The 25,499-nt window shown below is 40.1% G+C and carries 22 protein-coding genes and 1 riboswitch; of the genes, 18 read left to right on the top strand and 4 right to left on the bottom strand.

Annotated features, from left to right (window positions below):
* The first annotated feature begins 8 nt into the window (after window positions 1–8).
* A complete protein-coding gene (locus M3182_RS06200) occupies window positions 9–1,262 on the top strand; it encodes an exo-beta-N-acetylmuramidase NamZ family protein (protein WP_251557417.1) in 1,254 nt (417 codons plus the stop codon).
* 511 nt (window positions 1,263–1,773) lie between these two features.
* Here the strand turns inward: M3182_RS06200 and M3182_RS06195 are convergent.
* Window positions 1,774–2,430 (bottom strand): C40 family peptidase, encoded by a 657-nt coding sequence (locus tag M3182_RS06195; RefSeq protein ID WP_251557416.1) that lies wholly within the window; start codon window positions 2,428–2,430, stop codon window positions 1,774–1,776.
* A gap of 125 nt (window positions 2,431–2,555) precedes the next feature.
* Here M3182_RS06195 and M3182_RS06190 point away from each other — a divergent pair, with 125 nt between their 5' ends.
* Window positions 2,556–3,425, top strand: coding sequence for a glycosyltransferase family 2 protein (locus tag M3182_RS06190; protein WP_432806688.1), 870 nt, complete (start codon window positions 2,556–2,558; stop codon window positions 3,423–3,425).
* 63 nt (window positions 3,426–3,488) lie between these two features.
* Here M3182_RS06190 and M3182_RS06185 read toward each other — a convergent pair whose 3' ends face one another.
* A complete protein-coding gene (locus M3182_RS06185) occupies window positions 3,489–4,427 on the bottom strand; it encodes a LysM peptidoglycan-binding and 3D domain-containing protein (protein ID WP_251557414.1) in 939 nt (312 codons plus the stop codon).
* A gap of 1,055 nt (window positions 4,428–5,482) precedes the next feature.
* On the opposite strand from M3182_RS06185, the gene M3182_RS06180 reads away from it, so the two are divergent.
* The 12 genes from M3182_RS06180 (at window position 5,483) to M3182_RS06125 (ending at window position 19,292) form a co-directional block, all read left to right on the top strand.
* Window positions 5,483–6,796 (top strand): ABC transporter substrate-binding protein, encoded by a 1,314-nt coding sequence (locus M3182_RS06180; RefSeq protein WP_251557413.1) that lies wholly within the window; start codon window positions 5,483–5,485, stop codon window positions 6,794–6,796.
* A 362-nt stretch (window positions 6,797–7,158) separates the two neighbouring features.
* Entirely contained in the window at window positions 7,159–8,019 is an 861-nt protein-coding gene (locus tag M3182_RS06175) for a carbohydrate ABC transporter permease (RefSeq protein WP_251426416.1), read from the top strand.
* Complete coding sequence (locus tag M3182_RS06170) at window positions 8,019–8,834, top strand: carbohydrate ABC transporter permease (RefSeq protein ID WP_251426415.1); 816 nt, start codon at window positions 8,019–8,021, stop codon at window positions 8,832–8,834. Before M3182_RS06175 ends, M3182_RS06170 begins: the two co-directional genes overlap by 1 nt.
* A gap of 79 nt (window positions 8,835–8,913) precedes the next feature.
* On the top strand, window positions 8,914–9,945 hold the full coding sequence (locus tag M3182_RS06165) for a LacI family DNA-binding transcriptional regulator (protein WP_251426414.1): 1,032 nt from the start codon (window positions 8,914–8,916) through the stop codon (window positions 9,943–9,945).
* 126 nt (window positions 9,946–10,071) lie between these two features.
* Window positions 10,072–10,740, top strand: a complete 669-nt coding sequence (locus M3182_RS06160) for a YesL family protein (RefSeq protein WP_251557412.1) — start codon at window positions 10,072–10,074, stop codon at window positions 10,738–10,740.
* Between the two features lie 244 nt (window positions 10,741–10,984).
* Window positions 10,985–12,649, top strand: coding sequence for a glycoside hydrolase family 13 protein (locus M3182_RS06155; protein WP_251426412.1), 1,665 nt, complete (start codon window positions 10,985–10,987; stop codon window positions 12,647–12,649).
* Between the two features lie 219 nt (window positions 12,650–12,868).
* The gene (locus M3182_RS06150) at window positions 12,869–14,335 is read left to right on the top strand and encodes a glycoside hydrolase family 32 protein (protein WP_251557411.1); all 1,467 of its coding nucleotides are present in this window, start codon (window positions 12,869–12,871) and stop codon (window positions 14,333–14,335) included.
* A 512-nt stretch (window positions 14,336–14,847) separates the two neighbouring features.
* Window positions 14,848–15,213 (top strand): MerR family transcriptional regulator, encoded by a 366-nt coding sequence (locus tag M3182_RS06145; RefSeq protein WP_251426410.1) that lies wholly within the window; start codon window positions 14,848–14,850, stop codon window positions 15,211–15,213.
* An 88-nt stretch (window positions 15,214–15,301) separates the two neighbouring features.
* Window positions 15,302–16,636 carry a hemolysin family protein gene (locus M3182_RS06140; RefSeq protein WP_432806687.1) on the top strand — a complete coding sequence of 445 codons (1,335 nt, stop codon included), beginning with the start codon at window positions 15,302–15,304 and terminating at the stop codon, window positions 16,634–16,636.
* A gap of 135 nt (window positions 16,637–16,771) precedes the next feature.
* A riboswitch (cyclic di-AMP (ydaO/yuaA leader) is annotated at window positions 16,772–16,924 on the top strand.
* A gap of 135 nt (window positions 16,925–17,059) precedes the next feature.
* Window positions 17,060–18,316 carry a cation:dicarboxylate symporter family transporter gene (locus M3182_RS06135; RefSeq protein WP_251557409.1) on the top strand — a complete coding sequence of 419 codons (1,257 nt, stop codon included), beginning with the start codon at window positions 17,060–17,062 and terminating at the stop codon, window positions 18,314–18,316.
* Window positions 18,317–18,417: 101 nt separating this feature from the next.
* Complete coding sequence (locus M3182_RS06130) at window positions 18,418–18,555, top strand: hypothetical protein (protein ID WP_251426407.1); 138 nt, start codon at window positions 18,418–18,420, stop codon at window positions 18,553–18,555.
* Window positions 18,556–18,848: 293 nt separating this feature from the next.
* Window positions 18,849–19,292 carry a PaaI family thioesterase gene (locus M3182_RS06125; RefSeq protein WP_251426406.1) on the top strand — a complete coding sequence of 148 codons (444 nt, stop codon included), beginning with the start codon at window positions 18,849–18,851 and terminating at the stop codon, window positions 19,290–19,292.
* Between the two features lie 59 nt (window positions 19,293–19,351).
* Here the strand turns inward: M3182_RS06125 and M3182_RS06120 are convergent, their stop codons facing one another.
* Window positions 19,352–20,182 (bottom strand): hypothetical protein, encoded by an 831-nt coding sequence (locus M3182_RS06120; protein ID WP_251426405.1) that lies wholly within the window; start codon window positions 20,180–20,182, stop codon window positions 19,352–19,354.
* Window positions 20,183–20,584: 402 nt separating this feature from the next.
* On the opposite strand from M3182_RS06120, the gene M3182_RS06115 reads away from it, so the two are divergent.
* Window positions 20,585–22,126 carry a bifunctional GNAT family N-acetyltransferase/carbon-nitrogen hydrolase family protein gene (locus tag M3182_RS06115; protein WP_251557408.1) on the top strand — a complete coding sequence of 514 codons (1,542 nt, stop codon included), beginning with the start codon at window positions 20,585–20,587 and terminating at the stop codon, window positions 22,124–22,126.
* A 100-nt stretch (window positions 22,127–22,226) separates the two neighbouring features.
* Here the strand turns inward: M3182_RS06115 and M3182_RS06110 are convergent, their stop codons facing one another.
* Window positions 22,227–22,667, bottom strand: coding sequence for a DUF6376 family protein (locus tag M3182_RS06110; RefSeq protein WP_251426569.1), 441 nt, complete (start codon window positions 22,665–22,667; stop codon window positions 22,227–22,229).
* A gap of 512 nt (window positions 22,668–23,179) precedes the next feature.
* Here M3182_RS06110 and M3182_RS06105 point away from each other — a divergent pair.
* The 3 genes from M3182_RS06105 (at window position 23,180) to M3182_RS06095 (ending at window position 25,487) form a co-directional block, all read left to right on the top strand.
* Entirely contained in the window at window positions 23,180–23,650 is a 471-nt protein-coding gene (locus M3182_RS06105) for a YkvA family protein (RefSeq protein WP_251557407.1), read from the top strand.
* Window positions 23,651–23,880: 230 nt separating this feature from the next.
* Window positions 23,881–24,582, top strand: a complete 702-nt coding sequence (locus M3182_RS06100; RefSeq protein ID WP_251557406.1) for an N-acetylmannosamine-6-phosphate 2-epimerase — start codon at window positions 23,881–23,883, stop codon at window positions 24,580–24,582.
* 38 nt (window positions 24,583–24,620) lie between these two features.
* Window positions 24,621–25,487 carry an N-acetylneuraminate lyase gene (locus M3182_RS06095; RefSeq protein WP_251557405.1) on the top strand — a complete coding sequence of 289 codons (867 nt, stop codon included), beginning with the start codon at window positions 24,621–24,623 and terminating at the stop codon, window positions 25,485–25,487.
* The last annotated feature ends 12 nt before the right edge of the window (window positions 25,488–25,499 follow it).

Here is a 25,499-nt window from a genome sequence, read left to right as displayed (position 1 = left end):
AGCTTCCGATGAAAAAAACTTTAATGGTTCTACTTGTACTTCTACTTGGTTTATCTACGGTGACAGGGGTGACAGCAAAGAATGTCAAGAAGAAACCAGGCAAATTCAAGCTTGGTGTCGAGGTTTTACTAAAGGATGAGCTTGAGCTTGTCAAAGGAAAACGGGTAGGGTTGATTACAAACCCGACTGGGGTCGACCAAAATCTCAACAGCATTGTCGATCTGCTTCACAATCATCCAGATATCGAATTGACTGCATTGTATGGTCCTGAACATGGTGTCAGGGGAGATGCTCAGGCGGGACAGTATGTCGAGAAATACATCGATGAGAAAACCGGTCTTCCAGTATATAGTTTGTATGGTGCAACGAAGAAGCCAACTCCTGAGATGTTGCAGAATGTCGATGTGCTTTTATTTGACATTCAGGATGTTGGTGCTCGCTTTTACACGTATATTTATACGATGGCGCTAGCAATGGAAGCGGCAAAGGAAAATAATATCCCGATTGTCGTACTTGACCGCCCGAATCCACTTGGCGGCTTGAAGGTAGAAGGACCGGTGCTTGAAGATCAGTATTCATCCTTCATCGGCGAGTATGCGATTCCTGTCCGCCACGGTATGACTGTAGGTGAGTTAGCAAAACTTTTCAACAAAGAGTTTGGGATTGGTGCTGACTTAAAGGTTGTCGAGATGAAAGGCTGGAAGCGACACATGTATTATGACGATACACCATTGCATTTTGTGATGCCATCGCCGAATATGCCAACACTGGAAACAGCGCTTGTCTATCCTGGTGCTGCGCTGATTGAAGGGGCAGCGAATGTGTCCGAAGGAAGGGGAACAACAAAGCCTTTCGAGCTGATTGGTGCACCGTTCATCAATGGAACAGACTTGGCTGCTGAGTTGAATTCATACGGTCTTCCAGGCGTTCAATTCCGTGCAGCCTCATTCACGCCGACCTTCTCTAAAAATGCAAATAAACTAAACCACGGAATTCAGATTCATTTGACTGACCGCGAGGAGTTCCGGCCGTTTGAAACAGGTGTCCATATCGTTAAAGCGATTCATGACATGTATCCCGAGGAATTTGAGTTTAGGGCGCGGAATAGTGCCGGTGTTTCCTTCTTTGACCAGCTTGTCGGCAATGGCAGCATCCGCGACGGCATTGAGTCTGGCAAATCAGTAGAGGAAATGAAAGCAGAGTGGGAGCCGAACTTAAAGGAATTTATGAAGCTTAGAAGCAAGTATTTGCTGTATAAATAAGAATAGCTAGGATTATAAGTTAATAAGAAGCTGCAGGCTGAACCGCTTTGTCGAGGACGCTTGCAGTTTTATTTTGTTTGTAAGGAGTAAAGGCGTAAACATGGTCATGTTCGTCTGTTTGTTTAAGGCTCTTTTCTCAAACATTGTTGTTTTTTTAAAAGAAAATATAGAATGATTTAGCTATAATTCCTTTCCATATTCGTTTATAAGAAGAGAAAAGAGCTTACAAACGAAGTAGTAACGTAGAAAAGCTTCTTTCCCGTTAAAATCGGCTTTAGGATTTTAACAACCTTGTTTAAAAGCTGATTAGAATCCTTGAGTCTTTCTAGCAAGATAGTGGAAAAGCAAAAATAGGTATTGCTGGACTTGTTGGTTAGAGAAGTAGAAACGTGAAACAAGACTAAGTTTATTACTATTAATGTCAATAAGGGCAGCAAAAAAAGCGATAGGAACTATCGCTTTTCTGTTTAAGCTCATTTCGTTGTAAGGGATCAATATCTAGTGCGAAGCATTAGATTCGTTTTGCACCAATATATCTAGCTTTCCAGTAGGAGTTATTCATACTAGTAATGCTGACGCCAGAAGAAGTCGTAGAATGAATAACTTGTCCATTGCCAATATACATTGAAACATGAGTGACTTTCTTACCGCCACTAGTTGCGTAGAAGACTAAGTCCCCTGGTTCTAGTTTGCTTACTTTTTTACCTTTGGTATGCATTTCTGCAGCCGTACGTGGAAGTGTAACGCCTGCTTTTTTATAAGAATAAGAAATAAATCCGGAGCAATCGAATCCACTTGGAGTAGTGCCACCGTAACGATATTTTACGCCTAATTGCTGTTTCCCAGCAGCGATGGCTTTGCTGTGATAATCCGAACTTTTCTTGTCAGTTGTTTTGGGAGCTATGTATTGGCTGCTAACATAACCTTGTTTGCCATTGGCTGTCACTTTTGCCCAGCCTTTTTCTTGACTATGGACTTTTACTTCTTGATTCTTTGCTAGTTTTGTTACAACCGTCGCTTTTGTCGAGGCCGACTTGCGAACGTTTAATGAGCCAGAATTTATTTTTACATAATAAGATGTTCCTGAAGCGGATGCATTGTCCAGTGACGGAGCGACTGTTCCTATGATGGTAAACATTAATAAGAAAGCTAGTATTCTCTTAAACAAGGTCGTTAACCTCCGATAGCTAGTTGATGAATCTAGTATATAATGAAAGTGCTTACAATTAGGTGACAGTTATTTTACGATTATATTACAAATTGCGACAATGTTTTCGTTCAGTATGAGGTATTATGACCTGGGTAAAAGGATTCAGAAACTGCGATCGGAGGAGGACAAATGTGACAGAGCCTTTCATATCAGTTGTCATTACAACGTATAATCGGAGGTTCATATTAGCCGAGTTAATTGAATCTTTGAGACGACAAACATATAAAGATTTTGAAGTGATTATTGTTAATGACCATGGAGAAAGTGTAAGGATGATACCGGAGTATTATCCAGAGCTAAAGATCGCTGTGATTGAATTAGAGGAAAACAAAAAACATGTACATGCTCGAAATATCGGAGTAAGCCGAGCGTTAGGGGAATGGATTATGCTCATGGATGACGATGATTTACTCGTACCAACTCATATCGAGTTAATGGTAAAAGAAATCACAGAAGAGATCGCATTGCTTTATTCTGATGTAGAAATTGTTCATTTTCGCTCTGAAAACAATACGCGGGTACCTGTTCACCGCCAACTATTTGCCTATGAATTGGACCTGCAAGCGATGCGTAAATTTTCAACCTTTGTTCCTTCAGGCTGCTTATATCGAAAAAAGTTACATGAGGAGATAGGCTATTTTGACCCAGACATACACAATTATTGGGATTGGGATTTCTTTTTGCGCGTGTCTGAACAGAACGTCGTTCACCGTGTGGCGTCTGCGGGTGTTTTATATGACTTCTCCGACACAAACCAAAATCAATCGAAACAGTTAGAAGCGAGACAGTTTTACCTGAACGTACTGTCACAAAAGCATAACTTGGGGAGCCTTCCAACTAAAAACTTCTTTCTGCTATTAAATGAGCCGGATGTTAAAAAGAGAGAAGCGAAGAGTCGAATTCTTTGGAATGGGCAACCAATTCAGTCCAGACTAGCAAAAGGGACACACTGAATCGTGTGTCCCTTGGTGTTTCTTCTATATTCAGCGCTCATAATGGGCGCTTCCGCATTTGTTTTAATCTAAAATTGTTACTTCTACTTGTTGGCGGCCATAATTGATGGCATCATCGTGATTCGGAATGAAGATATCAATTTTGTTTCCTTTAATTGCGCCACCCGTATCTCCAGCAATCGCATTTCCATATCCTTCAACATGAACTTTAGAGCCAAGTGGAATGACAGATGGATCAACGGAGATCACCTTCATATCAGGATTCTCTTTTAAATTAATACCTGTGCTTGTGACCCCTGAGCATCCTTCACAGCTTGCAGTATAAGCCGTTGCTTCCACTGTGATGGTTTTGCCTGCTTCTTTTTCCTCTGTTTCAGTTGGTTTCGTACTAGCTTGGATATTGGTTTCTTGGCTACCAGCTTGTTCAGTCTTTGTTTGTTCTACTGCCGGTGCTGCCTCTTGCTCAGAAGCCTTTTCTTCTGGTTTAGGTGCTGCTACTGTTTCTGTTTGCTTTTCTTGTACTTCAGGTACTTTATCTACTTTCACAGCTTTTGCTTCAACTTTAACGTCGGCAGTTGCTTTTGTTTCTGCGCTCGCAGGTTGTGCAGGTGCTTTTGTTTGTGCTGGTGTATTATTTGTCGTTGTCTGATCTAGATAAATCGTTAAATTTAAACCAGGATGGATCAAATCAGACTTAAGGCTATTCCATTTCATTAATTGGTCAACGGTTACTCCGTTGTCACACGCAATGCCCCAAAGTGTATCTCCTTTTTGTACGACAATCTTTTTCATCGGCGCAACTGCTAGTACATCATTTGGAAAAATTAAATCGCTAGAAAGATTGTTCCATTTCATAATCGAATCAACAGAAACCCCATATTCTTGGGAAAATCCCCAAAGTGTGTCTCCCTTATGTACGGTAACTTCCTGTGCTTGTGCAGTGGTTGCGGCTGTTGTAAAAATAGCGGCTGTTGCAACCAACGATACTAATTTTCGTTTCATTTTCATTTGCCTCCCGTCGGCGTTCTTTTTTAATGCCAAAATGCATTCAGATTATTTGTAAGTTCATGTGGCGAGTATGACCTAGGCTGTTATGTTCTTTTAGACAAGCCTTATTCAGTTGTAGGACCAGTCCATTTATATAAACCGAGCGCTTGCTCGTTTGTCATGGACTATCTTAACAAACTAGTCTTACAAAAAAAGAACAGGGAGATATTAATTATTTTACGAGAATAACAGTTTGATAACATTATTACAGAATCTATGTCAAAACACCTAGAGCACTCGCTTGGTTTTTCAACATTCTGGTAATTTACAGGGGATTTGGAACGAGCGACGAAGCGGGGTTATCTTTTCAAAGCTCATTGAAAAAGTCTTAATCGAAGGAATTAAAACTAAAATATACAGTGAAATGGAAGACATTTTAAAAATGATTTTAAGTCGAATTGTATTTTTGGCTTATCATCTAGTAAATATGCGTTAACTGCCAGGAGCGAAAAGTCCTTGTTTTTCTCATAAAAGACAAGAGGTTATTACATAATAGTGGGGGAAAGGTACATTAAAGGAGGGTTTTAAGATCGGTTAATCTCTAAGGGGAATAGAACAGTAACAAACCACCCACGTAGAGGGAATTTTTCAAGTCTCAAACTGTCATGGTTTTATTTTACTCCCCGTATGTCAACGGTTTATTCAGTACAGCAGACAAACATTCTTATTGTGGAGAAAAAACGAAAAAGCGGCAGGATATACACATGATCGATGTTAGAGGGGAAATAGAGAAACATTTACCATTGTAGAAAAAAGCCGTAATCTAGGCGTTTTCACCGGATGTACACAAAAAAATGAAACTAAGAAAACGATTGCACTTGCGTTTTCTTAAATCTATATGCTATTATCGTGATAGTAACTGGTGCAAACGTTTTCCTTAGTTGCACAACTAAGATGGAAAGCCTTACACTAAGTTCTTTATTTTAATGAGTTTGTAAGCGCTTATAAGATAGTGCAAACGAATTCATTGCATTTTAAAAATAAGACAAGCTCAATAGGGAGTGAATGGAATGAAAGGCAAAAAGTTTTATTTTAAGGCAGCTTCAGCATTAGCATTATCTGGTATTTTACTAGCAGGTTGTGGCGGTGGAACAGATGAAGGAAGTTCTGATAAAAACAAAGATGCTGCATCTGGCGATAAAGTAACAATCGATATTTTCCAAAACAAAGTTGAGTTCAAAACTCAATTTGAAGATTTGGTTGCACAATATGAAGAAGAAAATCCAAACGTTGATATCAATGTTAAAACAGTTGGTGGCGGAACAGACTATGCGCCGGTTCTGAAATCCTCATTCTCTGCGGGAGAAGACATCAACATCTTTAACGTGACTGGTCCACAGGATGTTCTAGATTATAAAGAGTACTTAACAGATTTAGCTGATACAAAAGCAGCGGACGCTGCATTAGAAGGTACACTTGCAACAGTAGAAGATGGTGAGAAAATCCTTGGCTTACCTGTAAACCAGGAAGGTTACGGATTAGTTTACAACAAGCGTATTTTCAAAGAAGCTGGCATTGACCCAGCAAGCATTCAGTCTTATGACGATTTAGAGAAAGCAGTTAAAACGTTAGACAGCAAAAAAGATGAGCTAGGAATTGAAGCTGTATTTGCTCTTCCTGGTAAAGAAGCTTGGGTTCTAGGTGACCATCTAGCAAATGCATTTTTAGCAGATGAGTTCGATCATTCTGTTGTGAATTCTTTCAACGCAGATACAGTTAAGTTTGAAAAAGGCGATGAAATGAAACGTTTCCTTGACCTTCAAAACGACTATTCAGTTCAACCGGTTCTAAGCTTAGACTACTCACAACAAGTTGAAGAGTACTTCTCTCTAGAAAGAGTAGCGATGATTCAACAAGGTAACTGGATTTACCCTTCTGTAGAACAAATGGATGAAGAAGTTGCACAAAACATTGGAATTCTTCCAATTCCTGTTGAAGGCTATGAAGGCAGCATTCCAGTTGGCGTTTCAAGTTACTGGGCTGTAAATGGACAAGCAGATGAAGCTGAAGTTAAAGCAGCGAAAGATTTCTTAGACTGGATGTACACTTCTGACACAGGTAAAGAAGCGGTATTAACAAGCTTCAAATTTATCCCTGCTTACGAAGGCTATGACACAGAGAAAATCGCTGACCCACTTTCAAAAGACGTTTACCGTTATTCATCTGAAGGAAAAACAATTGGCTGGATCTTCGCTGGATATCCAAGCAACCCTTGGGGAACTGGCGTTGCAGGACCAAACATGCAGAAATACCTTGATGGTGGCATGACATGGGATGAAGTTGAAGCAGATTCTATCAAGCAATGGGAAGACAAGCGTAAGTAAATTTAAAAGCGGAAGCGGCTCGATCTGCCCCGACAAGCATAAGACGAGCCGGCCAGAAGGTTGTTCTTTAACCTTCTTGACGGATTGAAAGAAAAGTGGAGCGGCTCGAACAGGGGCGACAGGCATAAGGCGAATCACGTAAGAGGCGTTAGCCTCTGGAGAGATTTGGCTTATGACCCGAGCCCCTAGCCGCTAAAGCTGGACAAGCTTATGACTCGAGGGGCAAGCCGCTGTAGCTGGATAAGATAAAAGCGGAAGCGGCTCGACAGCTAGCCGTTATAGCTAGATATAATGAACAAAACAGCTGTTATCTAGCTGTTTTGTTCATTTAAAAGCAAGCAAACACATCGGGGGGATTCAAAATGAGGAATCGGGACGTATCATTTTGGCTGTTTCTAACACCAGTATTACTAGGTTTAGGACTTGTTGTCATCGTTCCTTTGATTTACGGTACGTATTATTCGTTTACGGATTGGAATGGGTTATCAGCTAACGAGTTTGTCGGCTTTGACCATTATGTACGATTATTCCAAGACCAAGCATTCTTAAGTTCAATCTGGTTTACGATTAAGTTCGCTTTTGTCACCGTTATTTTGTTAAATATCATTGGTTTAGGATTGGCGTTACTTGTTACACAAAAATTAAAAACAAGCAATTTGTTACGAACTATTTTCTTCATGCCAAACATGATCGGTGGATTAATCCTTGGTTTCATCTGGCAGTTTATTTTTATCAGCGTGTTCAGTGATATTGGTGAAGCGCTTGGTATTGAAGCATTACAAGGTTGGTTATCCACAACGAATACAGGTTTCTGGGGACTTGTCATTCTAACTTTATGGCAAATGTCTGGTTACATCATGATTATCTACATTGCTTACTTACAGAACATTCCTGGTGAATTAATTGAAGCGGCGAAAATTGACGGCGCAAGCAGCTGGCAACGTTTCAAAAGCATTACGTTCCCACTTGTTGCACCGGCATTTACTGTTAGTTTGTTCTTAACGCTTTCGAACTCGTTTAAAATTTATGACCAAAACTTGTCGTTAACAAACGGTGGACCATACGAATCTACGCAAATGGTTGCGATGGAAATCGTAAAAACGGCGTTCAGCGCGAATGAAATGGCTTATGGACAAGCAAAAGCGGTTGTGTTCTTCTTCATTGTTGCGGCGATTGCCTTGACACAAGTGTACTACAACAAGAAACGGGAGGTTGACCTATAATGGAGAGCAAATCAACGAAATACATTCTCGGGATTGTCGGCATCCTGCTCGGACTATTGTGGTTATCTCCGTTTTACTTGATGCTTGTCAACGCCTTCAAATCGAAGAAAGAAATTTTCATGGGCGTTCTTGGCCTTCCAGAAGCATGGTCTTTTGACAACTTTGTGGAAGCGTTCATTGACTTGAACTTTGTCAACTCGCTTTGGAACTCTGTGTTAATCACGGTTGTCAGTGTCTTGATCATCATCTTGTTTTCTTCCATGGCCGGCTATGCGTTGTCACGGAATAAAAGCAAGGTCAGTGCGGCAGTCTTGATGTTATTTGTTGCTGCGATGTTGATTCCGTTCCAGTCGGTTATGATTCCACTAGTGTCACTTTTCGGTCAAGCGGATATGCTAAATCAAGCTGGTCTAATTTTTATGTATTTAGGATTTGGAAGTAGTTTATCGATCTTCCTTTATCATGGTGCCATGACAGGTGTTTCAGTATCCCTGGATGAAGCAGCTTTAATTGATGGAGCAAATAAATTCCAAACGTTTTGGCATATTATTTTCCCATTATTAAAACCGATTTCAGTTACAGTTGCGATTTTAAATATCATTTGGATTTGGAACGACTATCTATTGCCTTCCTTGATTTTAAGTGAGGAAAGTGCAACCATTCCATTAAAAATGTTCTATTTCTTTGGACAGTATACAAAACAATGGCATTTAGCACTTGCAGGGTTAACGATTGCGATTATCCCAGTAATTGTGGCTTACTTCTTCGCTCAGAAGCAAATCATTGAAGGAGTTTCAGAAGGGGCCGTGAAATAAAGGATTTCTCTAGAGGTTTCAGCCTTTTTCCATTAAAATAAAGAAAGCAGTTATCGGATAGGTAAAGAAGGTGTAGATGATGGCAGTCACGATTAAAGATGTAGCAAAACAGGCGAATGTGGCTCCCTCCACAGTTTCTCGCGTGATTTCGGATAGCCCTCGTATCAGTGAGAAAACGAAAAAAAAGGTTCGCAAAGTAATGGAGGAAATGGGCTATTATATCAACCACAATGCTCGTAACTTGGTGCAAAAGAGCACGCAAACCATTGGGATTGTGATGAAAAATAGTACCAGTGCTTCATTGCATGATCCCTTTTTTCCAGAGGTCTTACGGGGAATCAGTGCCTATTGCAATCAACAAGATTTTAATATTAGCATCACCACCGGAGAATCCGAAGAAGCGATCTTTAATGATGTGGTGAAAATGGTGCAAGGAAAGCGAGTCGACGGACTCATTGTTTCTTATTCGAAAAAAGATGATAAAGTCGTTCCGTACCTTGTCGATAGCGGAATTCCGTTCGTTGTCGTTGGGAAACCAATTGGCAAGGCGAATGAAATCATGAGTGTCGATAATGACAATGTCCAAGCAGCGAAAGAAGCGACCGAATATCTCATTCGCCTTGGTCATCAGAAAATTGGTTTTATCAGTGAACAACCAGATTACGAAGTGTCGATTGCCCGCTTAACAGGCTATCAGCAAGCGATGCAACTCCATCAACTAAAACCTGATCCTAATTATGTGCGCCATGTAGACACAAAGGAACCGATGAAGGACATGGTGGAGGAACTTGTGGACAATAACAAGTTGCCAACAGGTTTCGTGGTTACCGATGATATTGCGGCATTGAATTTATTGCTTTGCTTGCGTGAAAAAAATATTAGCGTACCTGAAGATGTGAGCATCATCAGCTTTAATAATACGATTATTTCAAAACTCGCAACGCCGCCATTAACTTCGATTGATACACAAATTTATCAACTTGGTTATGAATCGGCGAAATGTTTGATTGATGAAATTAAAACCCCCTCGATGTTTAAAAAAACAGTCATCATTCCGACGATTATCGAAGAGCGTGAGTCTTGTAAAAAAATTGTTGCCTTGGCCGAATAGGCCCAGCAATTTTTTTTACCACATTTGCGCAAACGATTTCGCAAATTGTTGCACTGGCGGTTTTTAACTTATACAATCATGGGTAATAGTAGTAAAAGAACAACAGATAGGAAGGAGGATTCACAAATGAATAGTTTCGTTAATGGGTTATATGTGACCAGCGAATGGATTATGAGGTTTGCGGTCATCAATCTGCTGTGGCTTGCTGTGAATCTTCCTCTCGTCTTGTTCGTTTTTCTTTTTGTTAAAAGTAACGCGCTTTTATTTGCTCTCCCAATTGTATTGCTCATGCCAGTTCTGTTTTTCCCGGCGACGGCAGCGGTTTTCTCAAGTGTCCGAGATTGGATTTTAGAGCAAGAAGGCTCATCGCTACTACGGAGTTATTTCCGCTATTTCAAAGCAAATTATAAAAAAAGTTTTTTAGCTGGTTGGGTGTTTGCAGCACTGTGGTTAGTTCTCATTGCGGATTATTTGTATCTGCGAGAGGAAAGTCCTGTTTTGGCATTGGTTTTCATTATTTTCGGAACACTATTATATGCTTTAACGATAAACTTTTTCTCAGTGAATGCACACTATGAAATGAATTTAAGGGCTTTATTGAAGCGAGCTTTGCTTCTAACATTCGGAAGCCCAGTGTTATTACTGGCAGTGATCATCAGCGGTGTCATACTCATGTATGTGAGCATTCGTGGCCCCTTATTCTTACTGGTTTTCTTTACAGGATCACTAACAGCCTTTTTATCTTTCTCCGCATTTTATCGACTGTATTTAAAAATAACAAAACCGGAGAAATGAGTTGAGGAAAGGTTGTTTTCGTATAAGTGTTAAAATCCTAAAGCCGATTTTAACGATATAGTAGCCATTTCGTATGTTTCAAATTAGTTTGCAAGCTCTTTTCTCATCAATTGCAGGAAAAGAGCCTAAGGAAAAAACTGGATGGTGCCTGTCACCTGGAAGTGAACTTCCAGGTGACAGGCACCATCCAGAAAATTGGAAATAACGAGATTGACGAAGCTAATCTGCATCAAGGAGGATTATCATGAAGAAACAATGGTGGAAAGAAGCGGTAGCTTATCAGGTTTACCCACGGAGTTTTATGGACTCAAATGGCGATGGAATTGGTGATATTCAAGGCGTAATTTCGAAACTAGATTATTTGAAGGATCTAGGAATCGACGTGATTTGGATTTGTCCAATTTACTCTTCACCAAATGATGATAACGGATATGATATCAGCGATTATAAAGGGATTATGGAAGAGTTCGGAACGATGGAGGATTTCGATCAATTGCTTGAAGAAGTCCACAGTCGTGGCATGAAACTAATCATGGATCTTGTGATTAACCATACTTCTGATGAACATCCTTGGTTTATTGAATCACGTTCTTCAAAAGACAATCCATACCGTGATTATTATATTTGGCATCCAGGCAAAAACGGCAAAGAGCCGAATAACTGGGAATCGATTTTTAGCGGTCCAGCTTGGGAATATGATGAAGAAACAAAAGAGTATTATATGCACATTTTCTCTCGCAAACAGCCAGATTTAAACTGGGAGAATCCAAAGGTGCGCCAAGAGCTTTATGATATGGTCAACTGGTGGTTAGACAAAGGAATTGACGGCTTCCGTGTGGATGCCATTTCCCATATTAAAAAAGTTCCAGGTTTTCCAGACCTTCCAAACCCAGAAAAGAAAAAATACGTTCCATCCATGGACGGACACCGCAACCGTGAAGGAATTCAAGAGTATCTTCAGGAATTAAAAGAAGTAACTTTTGCAAAATACGATATTATGACGGTTGGCGAAGCGAATGGTGTGACCGTTGAGCAAGCAGATGAATGGGTCGGAGAAGACAACGGCAAGTTTAATATGATTTTCCAATTTGAACATTTAGACCTTTGGGGAACAAGTAAGAGTGGCGGACTGGATATTCACGCCTTGAAAAAGACGTTAACGAAGTGGCAGAAGGGTCTAGATGGAATGGGCTGGAACGCTTTGTTCCTTGAAAACCATGACCAACCTCGTTCTGTTTCCACTTGGGGGAACGATGCTGAGCTGCGCGAAGAATCTGCGAAAGGTTTAGCAACCATGTATTTCTTGATGCAAGGAACACCGTTTATTTATCAAGGGCAAGAAATCGGCATGACCAATGTAAAATTCGATTCAATTGAGGATTACAATGATGTCAAAGACCGTAACTTCTATAAAGAAGAACGTGCAGAAGGCAAATCGCATGAAGAAATCATGGAAATCATTTGGAAGAATAGCCGTGATAACTCGCGGACCCCAATGCAGTGGAACGATCAACATAATGCAGGCTTTAGCACTGGCCAGCCATGGTTAAAAATGAATCCGAATTATCAAGAAATCAATGTAGAAGAATCTCTGAAAAACCCAGATTCAATCTACCATTACTACAAAAAATTAATTCAGCTTCGTAAAAACAGTGAGACATTAATCTATGGTAGCTATGATTTGATTTTAGAAGACCACGACCAAATCTACGCGTACACAAGAATACTGGGCGATGAAACCTACGTGGTTATTACAAATCTGTTCGCAGATGAAGCAGAATTTGTCTTACCGGAGAATTTAACTGCAAAACAAGCGGAACTTTGCCTCAGCAACTACCCAGTTGAGACAGACGGCATAGACCAAATTCTACTAAAGCCATATGAAGCAAGGGTGTACAAATTAAAATAATCAGAGCATAAGGGAACGGTTCTTAACCGTTCCCTTGTTTTAAAAGGTTTTCATCAAGATGATTGTTAAAATGATAAAGACGCACAAACAAAAGCTCTTTTAATGGTTAAAGCAAAACGTAAATCTTTTTCTTATAAAGGCTGATTGATACTTGAAAAGGAAAATCAGCTAAAAAGCACAAGGATTGAGAAAAGAGTCTTTAAAAGGAGTGTAAAACGAATGAGCACGCATGAACAAAACATTCAAAAAGCGGAGCAAGCGATTGCTGAGCGTAAAGACAAGGTGGGTCAGCATCCATGGCGCCTGCAATACCATGTCATGCCGCCGGCAGGCTGGATGAATGATCCGAATGGATTTTCTTTTTATAAAGGCGAGTATCATTTGTTCTATCAGTTTCATCCGTTTGGACCAAAGTGGGGACCGATGCACTGGGGGCATGTGAAGAGCAAGGATCTGGTGCACTGGGAGCAGCTACCCATTGCTTTAGCGCCGAGCGAAGAATATGACAAAGATGGTTGTTTTTCAGGCAGTGCAATCGAAAAAGATGAGAAGCTGTATTTGATTTATACCGGCAATGTCTGGATTGATGGACCACTAGATGAGGATTTAAAACAAGTACAAGCAGTGGCTGTGAGTGAAGATGGAATTCATTTTACCAAACTGGATCACAATCCGGTGATTACGGAAACGCCAGCTGGCGACATCAACACTTTCCACTTTCGTGATCCAAAAGTGTGGAAAAAAGATGACACCTTTTATATGGTGCTTGGTTCAAAAACAAAGCAAAATAAGGGGCAAGTGTTATTGTATCGCTCTCCTGATTTACTTGAGTGGGAATTTGTATCAATCATGGCTAAAGGTGAGGGGAACTTCGGTTTTATGTGGGAATGCCCCGATTTGTTTAAACTGAACGGGAAAGATGTTCTTGTAATGAGTCCCCAAGGAGTTAAGCCAGAAGGCGACCTATATCACAATCTCCATCAATCCGGTTATGTAATCGGCGAGCTTGATTACGAAACAGGCCAGCTCGAGCACGGACCGCTAAACTTGCTTGATCATGGCTTTGACTTCTATGCACCGCAGACGATGCTAGATGACCAAGGGCGGCGGATTTTAATTGCGTGGATGGATATGTGGGAAAGTGAGATGCCCACCCAAAATCATGATTATGCTGGAGCAATGACGATTCCACGCTTGGTGACAATGAAAAATGACAAGTTATACACAACACCTGTACCCGAGCTGCAAAATCTACGGAAAAATAAGGTGGAATATGAGAATATCCTGATTGAAGGCGAAAGGTCACTTCAAGATGTTTCTGGAGAATGCCTTGAATTAGTAATCGAAATCGATGTGAAAGATGCTTCCGAGTTTGGCTTGAAATTGAGGATTGACGAAGAAGCTGACCAAGAGACTGTGCTGCACTTTGATGTTGCAAACCAGCTAGTAACCTTTGATCGGAATTCTTCTGGTGCTGGCCCAAGTGGTGTGCGGAAAGCGGAGCTTGAGCAGCTCGAAACCCTTCATTTGCAAATTTTTATCGACCATTCCTCTATGGAGGTCTTTATCAATGGGGGAGAAAAAGTGCTGACAGCAAGAATTTTCCCAACCCAACAAGCAACAGGGATTAGCTTCTTTGCTGACAAGCAGGTTGAAATCAAGCATCTATCCAAGTGGGAATTGTAAAGAACATCGTGCAGTCCTCTTTATCAAAGATTCCTTTTTTATCGCTTTAAAAATTGTTAAACGCTTGTTCATAATTTGTTCATAACTTCAGTGTAAAATAGAAATAGAAAAGGACACCCACCTTTTCTCCTCTTTTAAAAATTGGTACTCACAGGCCAGGCACATCCTCTTTGTGCCTGGTTTTACTTTAAGGCTCTTTTATGTTTTCTCAAAGAATGTTGCTTTTTAAAGGAAATATAGAATGAATTAGCTATGCTTCCATTCCAAAGTTCGTTTACGAGATGAGAAAAGAGCTTACAAACTAAGTAGTAACTTAGTGAAAGGCTTATTTCTCGTTAAAATCGGCTTTAGGATTTAACAACAAACTTTACGAAAACAGCCTACTTTTAAATATATCCACGCTAGATTTCTAGTTGTGCAAATGCCTCTTTTTATATATAATACTATTAAAACCATCACGTTACGGTTAAGGAGGGGATGTTCATGGGGCTGAGAAGCTAAAAATTGGTGAATTGGCGGAAAGAACGAAGGTTACAAAACGGACGATTGACTATTATACGAATCTTGGACTCTTACAAGCAGAACGTTCCCCTTCGAACTACCGGTACTATGATGTGTCCTCGGTCGAGCGGATTCACCTGATTGAAAAGAAGAAAGCAGAAGGTATGGCTTTAGAGGAAATAAAAAAGGAATTCAGTACTTCTGCGAACGTGTTTGAAGAAATTGATGTTCTAGAATTAAGAGTCAAAATGCAGGGGTTAGAGAAAGAAGTCTCACAGGCACTTGCACAGCTCGAAAAGTCAGATCCGAAAAAGTTTGACGCTGTCAAAAAGGATAGTTTGGCTTTGATTCAAACTCTATTGTTATTGTTGAACTAGCTTTGGTTAAAACATTAAAAAATTAGGGAATAGATAAATAGATTTTTTTACAGGAGGTGTACGTCTTACTTCACGGTAAGACTACTTGTTGACAACAACCATTAATTTGATTTTACTTGCGGTTTTAATTGCCTTAACGGCGTTTTTCGTAGCGACAGAATTTGCGATTGTAAAAGTTCGTTCTTCACGAATTGATCAGTTGATTGCAGAAGGAAGCAAGGGAGCTGTAGCGGCGAAAAAAGTCGTCAGCCACTTGGACGAATACTTGTCTGCCTGTCAGCTCGGAATTACGGTAACCGCGTTAGGAATAGGTTGGTTAGGAGAACCAACGATTGCACATCTTTTGCGCCCACTCTTGGTGGATCAATTTCATTTAAATGAGTCCATTACGAAGATTGTCTCGTTTGCAATCGCCTTTGGAATTGTAACGTTCCTACACGTTGTGGTCGGAGAACTAGCTCCAAAGACGGTAGCGATTCAAATGGCAGAGAAAGTTACAATCCTGTTTGCGAAACCGATCATCTTATTCTACAAAATCATGTACCCGTTCATTTGGTTATTAAATGGATCGGCTCGAGTATTAGTAGGGCTTTTCGGGTTGAAACCGGCGTCCGAACATGAAGCAGCATTATCAGAAGAAGAGCTTCGAATTTTGTTGTCTGAGAGTTATAAGGGCGGAGAAATTAATCAAACTGAATTAAAATATATGAACAATATCTTTGAATTCGATGAGCGAGTTGCTCGCGAGATTATGGTACCACGAACAGAGGTCGCAACCATTTCTGTGACTGACACGTACCAAGAAATCTTACAAAAGATTCAAGTAGAAAACTATACAAGATACCCAGTGGAAGATGGGGATAAAGACAATATTGTTGGATTTATAAACGTGAAAGAGTTATTAACTTCAACATTAACAAAAGTAGAACCAGCCAAAGATTTTAAAATTGAAGATTATATCAATCCGATGATTCACGTCATTGAATCCATTCCAATCCAAGATTTATTGGTAAGGATGCAGAAGGAACGCACACATATGGCGATATTGATGGATGAATATGGTGGAACTTCCGGAATGGTTACCGTTGAGGACATCCTTGAAGAAATTGTTGGTGAAATTCGCGACGAGTTTGACGAGGATGAAGTACCAGAAATCCGGAAAGTTAGCGACAACCATTACATTCTTGATTCCAAAGTCTTGATTGAAGATGTGAATCTTTTATTAGGTACGAGGTTAGAAGCAGAGGAAGTCGATACCATCGGTGGTTGGTTCTTAACGCAGAACATCGATGCACATGTTGGAACAGAAATTATAGCGGAAGGCTATGTGTTTACCATTCAAAAAATCGATGGCCACCAAATTCATTATCTTGAAGTGAAAAAAAGCGTTCAAAGCCAATTTAGTATGGCTTTACCGAGTTAAGCGGAAAGAGATTAACAAAAAAGTGACTAACCCCAAAGCGGGTTAGTCTTTCTTTGTGGAAAATAAACCAGTAAACCCATAACTAGAAAAATTTTTCATTTACATAATTATTATTTAAATATAAAATTCTATTAGACGGAAATTCCGCTTAATCTTATTAAAAAGAACGGGGGACCCAATTTTTGCAGTTAAGTCTGCTTGGGGTGAATTCATCATTGATGAAAGGGCTTTGAATGTTTCCTAGTCCTAATCCGACAGCTAACCTCGTCAGCGTCTTATGGGGAACAGATAATAATTGTTTTTGCTAAAAAGGACACCAGAAGTCGTGTCTTTTTTATATGCAAGGTAACAGGGCCTATCGTCGTTCTCTTCTGACACATTTGCTATTTCAGCATATAAATTTTCAGAAGGAGAGGATGTTCGTTGAAAAAGATTAGTCTAGCAGGACAAATTTTTATTGGATTGGTTGTGGGGATTGCAGTCGGTGCAATTTTTTACGGCAATCCAACAGTAAATGAAGTTTTACAGCCGATTGGAGATGTATTTCTCCGTTTAATTAAAATGATCGTTGTCCCAATCGTGGTGGCAAGTATTGTTGTCGCTGTTGCGGGTGTTGGGGACATAAAGCAGTTAGGTAAAATTGGTGGTAAAACACTGCTTTACTTCGAAATCATTACGACAATTGCCATTATCGTAGGAATTGCGGCAGCAAATATTTTTCATCCTGGTACTGGTGTGAACATGAGCCAGTTGGATCAAACCGATATTAGTAGTTACGTAGAAACAACGGAATCCACTGAGACCAAATCATTAGTGGATACGATTGTTGAAATTGTACCAACCAACCCAATTGCTGCATTCGCTGAAGGTGATATGCTAGCAATCATTTTCTTTTCCCTTATCTTTGGACTAGGGATATCGGCTATTGGAGAAAGAGGAAAGCCAGTTCTGGCGTTCTTCCAAGGAACCGCTGATGCGATGTTCTGGGCTACGAATCAAATTATGAAGTTTGCGCCATTCGGTGTTTTTGCGCTAATCGGGGTAACGGTATCGAAGTTTGGACTAGCATCCCTAATCCCACTAGGAAAACTAGTCATTACAGTATACGGCACAATGATTTTCTTCGTACTCGTTGTTTTAGGTGTTGTTGCGAAGATGTCTGGCTACTCCATCTTCAAATTAATCAAGTTACTAAAAGATGAACTTCTTTTAGCGTTCTCAACGGCAAGTTCGGAAACCGTGTTGCCAAGAATTATGGATAAAATGGAGAAGATTGGCTGTCCGAAGCATATTGCGTCATTCGTTATTCCAACAGGATACTCATTTAACCTAGATGGTTCCACCCTTTACCAAGCGTTGGCAGCGATTTTCATCGCGCAAATGTATGGAATCGATATGACCATTGCTGAACAGGTCTCCTTGATGCTTGTCTTGATGGTTACCTCGAAAGGAATTGCCGGTGTACCAGGTGTTTCGTTCGTTGTACTGTTAGCGACATTAGGTACTGTTGGATTACCTGTTGAAGGATTGGCGTTCATTGCTGGAATCGACCGTATCCTTGATATGGGACGTACCGCTGTAAACGTCGTTGGAAACTCACTTGCTGCCATTGCCATTTCAAAGTGGGAAGGCAAATTCACTCCTGTTAATGAAGTGGCTAATATGGAAAAAGCGTCTTAATCAGAAACCTGGGGCACATGCCTCGGGTTTTTTTAAATCTTTTTTGTGTATAAGCTTTTGGTTTAAGGAAATTGTAAAGATAGTACCAAAGGAGGTTTAGCATGGACAAAGACTTTCCTGTAGCAAATTTACAAGCGGCGCAATTGGATAAAATCCAACAGCTTGAAAAGGAGTTACGCAACGAAACGAATGAAAATATTGTTTTAATCGCTTATGACGAAGAGGATCAGAAAGAGTAAAAAGCAGAGGGAAGGTTTTCTCTGCTTTTTCTTATTGTTACTTTTTGGGAAAATACGACTGAATGGATAATGTAAACCTGATAAATAGCAAACTTAATTTTAAACGTACGAAATGGTTCTGTTGAGTTGAAATTTGCTTAACAACAATCTTTACAAAAAGGACTCATATACAATGAGAACGGTTGTGAACCATGCCCCAGCATTAAAACGTCCTTTTTTTACTTACTATATTCTTAAAATTCAAACTAATATGTTATGATTGAAGAAGAATGGACTAGTTAATAGGGGGAACGATGATGGACAAGCAAGAGTTTATGGCCCATGTCGAAAGGGCTTATGATACGTATGAAGCAAAACCAGAAAGTATTTTTATGTTTAAACTGCTAGATTTTGATTTTGATTATGATGATGAGGCAAAGACTTGTACAATTACATGTCCAGTGACGGAAATTATGCACAATCCTGCGGGCATTGTTCATGGAGGGATCTTCACATTTATTGCGGACACGGCAATGGGGCATCTAAACTTCCGCCATAAAGATGCTCCCTATGTGTCACTTGAATTGAAAACATCCTTTTTTAACGCCACAACTGCGGGGAAATTGATTGCAACGGCACGCTATTTAAAAGATGGTTATAAAGTTTGCTTCATGGAAGCAGAGGTTAAAAATGAACAAGGCGATTTGTTATGCAAGACCTCAGGCACCTTCTATCGCTTTGACAAAAAGAAAAAATAATAGGCACTCAGGTTTCTCAGTGCCCAAATGAAAAGGTGACAGTTATGGTTGCCTTTTTTCTATTTCTGGTGTCGATAAATCCACCTTTGAAACAGATTACCGGTTGCTAATATAAGGCTATAGGATACTGGTAAGAAAAAGCCTTTTTTAACTTTTAACTGACCTTGTTTGATTAACAAGGAATCCACGAATAGCATTAGAAGGAATGATCGAATCTTCCCGCCTATTCCATCCCTGCGAAGTTGCCAAGTAATCAGGAGGGAAATGAACATGCCTACAGCCGGACCAACGATAAAATGTTTTTCCCAAGAACGAATCGCCCTTGGGCCGTAACGGACTTTCTTCATGGCTGCAAATAGAAAGGATGTGTTCATCCAAGTAACTTGGATGGTTTGAAAAAAAGTAATCCACAAAACAACTGGGTTCCGCTGATTAAACAATTTGACCCAAAGATCATTGGCGAAAAAAGAGACCAGGATTAGAAGGAACGTATAACCTGTTTTCCACCAGCGCGTTTTAAAGATCCCCATGGAAATAAACAATCTTTCAATACAAAAGAAATAAAAGCTAAAGAAGACTTTGACTTTCCATCCGAAACGAAAAGTTGAAATAAACAAAGCGGTTGTCGGTACATAAAAGAACTGCGACCAAATCGAACCGAGAATATGGTCCAAGTTTTTTTCTTTCATAAACTTTGGTCGGTACACATAACCGCGGTTTAAAATCACAACAAAGTACTCGAATAGATAAGCAAATCCTGTATAAGAAAGAAACAGAATAAAAGACCGCTTTCGATTCTTGCTTTTATAAAAGGTGAAAAAGACCATGGTTAAATGAATGATGCCTAGCAACAGATAAGGGTACTTTTTCACTTTTCGCTTTGAAATCAAAGTATTTCACCTCATAAAGGCATGATAAAAATAGCATTCGCTAAAGCTAGAAAACTTATCCATTCGAAGCATAGGAGTGGGCATGTTTCGTTTCGGTCAGAATAGGATATAAAAATAAAAAGAGTCTTTTAATAAAGGAAAAAATTTCAAAGTATATTTGGACCAATTATTTACCTAGGTCGTGTTCGGAAAGTTTGTTCGGCAATCACAACAAGCGATTTTATTGATTGAAGGTAGACTCTCTTTTAATCGATAAAATAGCTTCGAGCACCTCACTTCTAGAAGTGTGAGAAGTGTTTTACTAAAAAATGGTGGTTCATATTGAACCGTCCTGCCCTGTTCGACTCTTCGGTACACTTCTGCATGGAAGAGTCGGACAAAGTGAGAAAGGCGGAAATAGGAATGTCAAAGAAACTAGATTTATCAAATTTTGAAAAAAAGCTCGAGGTTCGAAATATTCAAAAGGATGACTTGGACCAAATCCTTGAAATGCAGAAAGTTTGTTTTCCGAATATGGAGCCTTGGAAACGGGTTCAGCTAGAAAGTCACTTGCGGATTTTTCCTGAAGGCCAGTTTTGCGTGGAATTTGATGGAAAGATTATTGGGAGTTGTTCTAGTTTAATTGTAAATTTTGATGAATACGATGACAAACATACATGGGACGACATTACGGATGGTGGGTATATTACCAATCATAATCCTGAAGGGTTTAATCTTTATGGAATTGAAGTGATGGTGGACCCGGAATATCAAGGAATGAAAATCGGCAAAAGGCTTTATGAAGCGCGCAAAGAATTGGCGCGCGAAATGAACTTGAAAAGCATCATCATCGGTGGGCGTATTCCGAATTATTATAAATACAAAGATCGTTATTCTCCTCGTGAGTATGTGGAGGAAGTTCGGAATCAAAACATCTATGACCCGGTCCTTACGTTTCAAATTATGAACGGGTTTAACCTGATGCGAATCAATCCAGGGTATTTGCCTGATGACCGCCAGTCATTGCAATATGCGACGTTGATGGAATGGAATAATATCGATTATCAGGCCAAAACGAAGCGCCATTTTAAAACGGCTTATCCTGTGCGGATTACCGTCATTCAATATATGATGAAGAACATTGATTCATTTGAAGAGTTTGCGAAGCAAGTGGAATATTATGTGGATGTTGCATACGACTTCGGAAGTGACTTTGCGGTGTTCCCGGAAATTTTCACGACTCAGTTGATGTCCTATTTGGAGGAGAAGGTACCTTCGAAAGCAATTCGGAAGCTAGCAGAGTATACAGAGGAGTATATTGAATTGTTTACAAGGTTGGCCGTTCGCTATAACGTGAACATCATTGGCGGTTCGCACTTTGTGGAAGAAGAAGACCAGATTTATAATATTGCTTATTTGTTCCGCCGAGATGGGACAATTGAAAAGCAGTATAAAATCCATGTGACCCCAAATGAGCGCAAATGGTGGGGAATTCAGCCAGGAAACACAGTGAAAGTCTTTGATACCGATTGTGGAAAAATTGCCATTCAGATTTGCTATGATATTCAGTTCCCAGAGCTTGCCCGTTACGCGGTCGACCAAGGAGCCAATATTATTTTTGTGCCATTCTGTACCGATGATCGCCAAGGATATTTACGGGTTCGCTATTGCGCTCAAGCACGCGCGGTTGAGAATCAAGTTTATACCGTCATTGCAGGAACGGTAGGAAATTTAACACAAGTGGAAAATATGGATATCCAATATGCACAGTCAGGCATCTTTACCCCTTCTGATTTTGAATTTGCGCGTGATGGAATCGTAGGGGAATGCCCGCCGAATATCGAAACCGTTGTCGTTGGCGATGTCGACTTAGAAATCTTGCGAAGACAACGCCGGTCTGGAACGGTCCGACAACTCCATGACCGCCGCCAAGACCTCTTTCAAGTCCGCTATAAAAACCTTTAATGGTAAAAAACTGGATGGTGCCTGGCACCATCCAGTTTTTGTCACCGGTAGGTGGTAACCAAAAAAGAGTCCAATCAGGTGGACTCTTTTGGTTATGTTGTTATTCTAATAAACCCTCGACTTGGGTCATGAGCGAGGAAACTTCTTGAGCGGTTGTCAACAGTTCCGAGTTCTCAAGTTTATCGAGAGCGAGCTGGCCGTTGTCCAACACCTTATTCACTTCGGCAAGTAACGCTTCATTTTTAGTTACCAACTCTTGATGGATGTTTTCAGCCACTTCAGGAATATCCGTGAGGCTTATAAATTCCTCGATATCTTGTTGGATTGTGACTAGTTGGGCTTCTAATTCTTCTTTCATTTCTGAATCAGTCATAGCAGCCTGTACCATTTGCGGAGCTTCCTCTGCAAAACTGTTCAGATTTTCCAAATGGCTCATCGTCGTATTGGCGTAATCAAGAGTTTCGTTCACCTCTCCTAACATTGAACAGCCACTCAACAATGAACCGGTAATCATCATCATGATTAAAATCCATTTTTTCATTTTCCTCACCGCTTTCTCTTGTTATCTTTTCCGTTAACAATGTTTTCTCCTCTTATTTGTACGGATGAGGAGGAGGTGAGGTTTCATTTCTGGCAGGAAAAAGGCCTTGCTGTTGTGGGAATGGTCTGACTCAGCTCCAATAGTAAAACTACTTTCTAGTTGGCTTCCCATAAGCTCGTCTTCCTTGGGCTAGGGCTCTACTGCTTTTCTATTTGGGGAAGCTCCTAGGGTAGAAAGCTCCTAAAATGGAGGGTGAGAAGCATGCAACTTTGGTTTGTCCTATCTTAGTCGGATCTCAACAAGCTGCTTCCGCTAACGTTTTAATCAAACGATTGATTAAATTGCCCTTGGTAAATCAACTAAAAATGAGGTTTAGGTATAAGTAACATTACTATGTTGTTTAAGGTAAAGTATAACATCGCACATAAACAAGAGAGCTTCCTCAGGATGATGCCTTATTATATTTGAAGAGGTTGCCGTGATAAAATAAGATAAATATAGGGGGTGCACACATGAAGTGGGGACGAAACAAGAAAATGGACAAACCTTCTACTGTCGGGAACGACAACATTAGTGAAACACCACCAGAGGTCAAAAGTAAGGCAAGAGAGTATCTACAAGACCAAGAAAAGCTCCGGAAGCTAATAAATGATGCGGATACTAAAGTGAATACTGGCAAAGAGACCAATAAGGGTTTTGTTAAGGAAACCTGGGAGAACTTGAAAGCAATGGTTGAGCTGGTACGCGCATATCTAAAAGGAGAATATCGCCAAATTCCTTATGGATCCCTCCTCTTAATTGTCGGAGCAATTGCCTACTTTGTCATGCCAGCGGACACGATTCCCGATTTTATCGCAGTGATTGGATTAACAGACGATGCAGCAGTAATCGGCTTCACGCTACGACAGGTAAAAAAGGACCTGGATAAATTTATTGCTTGGAAGAACGAGCAGGAGATAAATGAAGAGCAAGAACGGAGATAATGTTCTTTTTATTATTGAAAATCCCATCCTAGTTTAGGGTGGGATTTTCAATTTGGACAACATTTAATCACCATTTTAATAAAATTGGCAGAAATTTGATATTAGATTGTCAATTTTAAAAATTAAATTGACAGCTAACTTTCAAGAATGATATAGTCACATTGTGAAAGCGCTTTTTGCTTTGGGCTGATCACCCGAGGGATAATGACATCTAGGTAGGAGAGGGAAAAATGGACATTTTAGGGCAACTCAACAAAAAATTGATCGTTTCCTGTCAAGCACTAGAAGACGAACCACTTCATGACTCTTATATCATGAGCAAAATGGCACTCGCTGCCAAACAAGGTGGGGCATCAGGGATTCGGGCAAATACCGTAAAAGATATTCAAGCAATTAAAAAAGCAGTAGACCTTCCGATTATTGGAATTATTAAAAAGGATTTTTCCGATAGTGAGGTTTACATCACTCCCACCATTCAGGAGATTGACGACTTATACCAAGAGGGTGTTGACATTATCGCTTTTGATGCAACTGAACAAGTACGCCCGGGTGGCTTAAGTTTTGTCGAGTTCTTTGCCGAAGTAAAGGCGAAGTATCCTAATCAATTATTTATGGCTGACACTTCTACTCTTGAAGAAGCGATTGTAGCAGAAAAAGCTGGAGTCGACATCGTTGCGACAACAATGGTTGGTTATACGCCACAATCAAAAGGCTTTGTGCCATTAGAGGTCTTAAAGAAAGTTGTGGAAGCAGTCAAGGTTCCGGTGATTGCCGAAGGAAATATGGATACACCAGAGAAAGCCAAGCAAGCGTTGGAATTCGGGGCACATGCGGTTGTCGTTGGAAGCGCCATCACGCGTCCGAAGCTCATTACAGAAAAATTTGCGAAAGCCGTAAATTCGGCAATCGTTTTAGAAAGACAAACAAGATAAGCATTCATTACAAAAAAAGAGAAAATGAGGGTGACGACATGAAAGGGATTTTTACAGCATTAATGTGCTCATTCGATGAGCAGGGACAAGTAAACGAAAAAGGATTACGTGAAATTATTCGTCATAACATCGAAGTTTCAAAGGTTGATGGTTTATATGTGAACGGAAGCACAGGAGAAAACTTCTTAATTTCTACAGAACAAAAGAAGCAAATCTTTGAAATTGTCAAAGATGAAGTAAAGGACCAAGTTAAATTGATTGCTCAAGTAGGGTCATTGAATATCGATGAAGCTGTTGAGTTAGCTCAATTTGTAACCGATTTAAAATACGATGCCATCTCAGCTGTGACGCCATTCTACTATAAATTTGATTTTGAAGAAATCAAAGACTATTACAATACGATTCTTGAAAATGTAGACAACCAAATGATTATTTATTCGATTCCTGCTTTAACTGGTGTCAGCATGAACCTTGAACAATTTGCGGAGCTATTTGAGAATGAAAAAATCATTGGGGTAAAATTCACGGCACCTGACTTTTATTTACTAGAAAGAATTCGTCATGCTTTCCCAGAGAAACTGATCTATTCTGGATTCGATGAAATGTTGCTTTCCGCGAGCGTGCTTAATGTAGATGGAGCAATTGGTAGCACCTTTAATGTAAACGGCCAACGTGCAAAGCAAATTTTTGAATTAGCGCAAACTGGTCAAATTGATGAGGCAAGAGAAATTCAAAGAGTAACGAATGATCTGATCTCAGCAATTTTAGAGAATGGCTTATATCAAACGATTAAAGAAATGTTGAAAACACAAGGTGTTGATGCAGGTGTATGTAGGAAACCAATGAAATCGCTTCCGGAGGACAAAATCCAGAAAGCGAAGCAGATTGCAGAAAAGTATCTGTAAGCTAAGGAAATA

The organism is Mesobacillus maritimus, from assembly GCF_023715205.1.
Taxonomy (GTDB): domain Bacteria; phylum Bacillota; class Bacilli; order Bacillales; family Cytobacillaceae; genus Mesobacillus_B; species Mesobacillus_B maritimus_C.
Note: the sequence above shows the minus strand (reverse complement) of the source record. Positions and strands in the feature narration are given on the sequence as shown.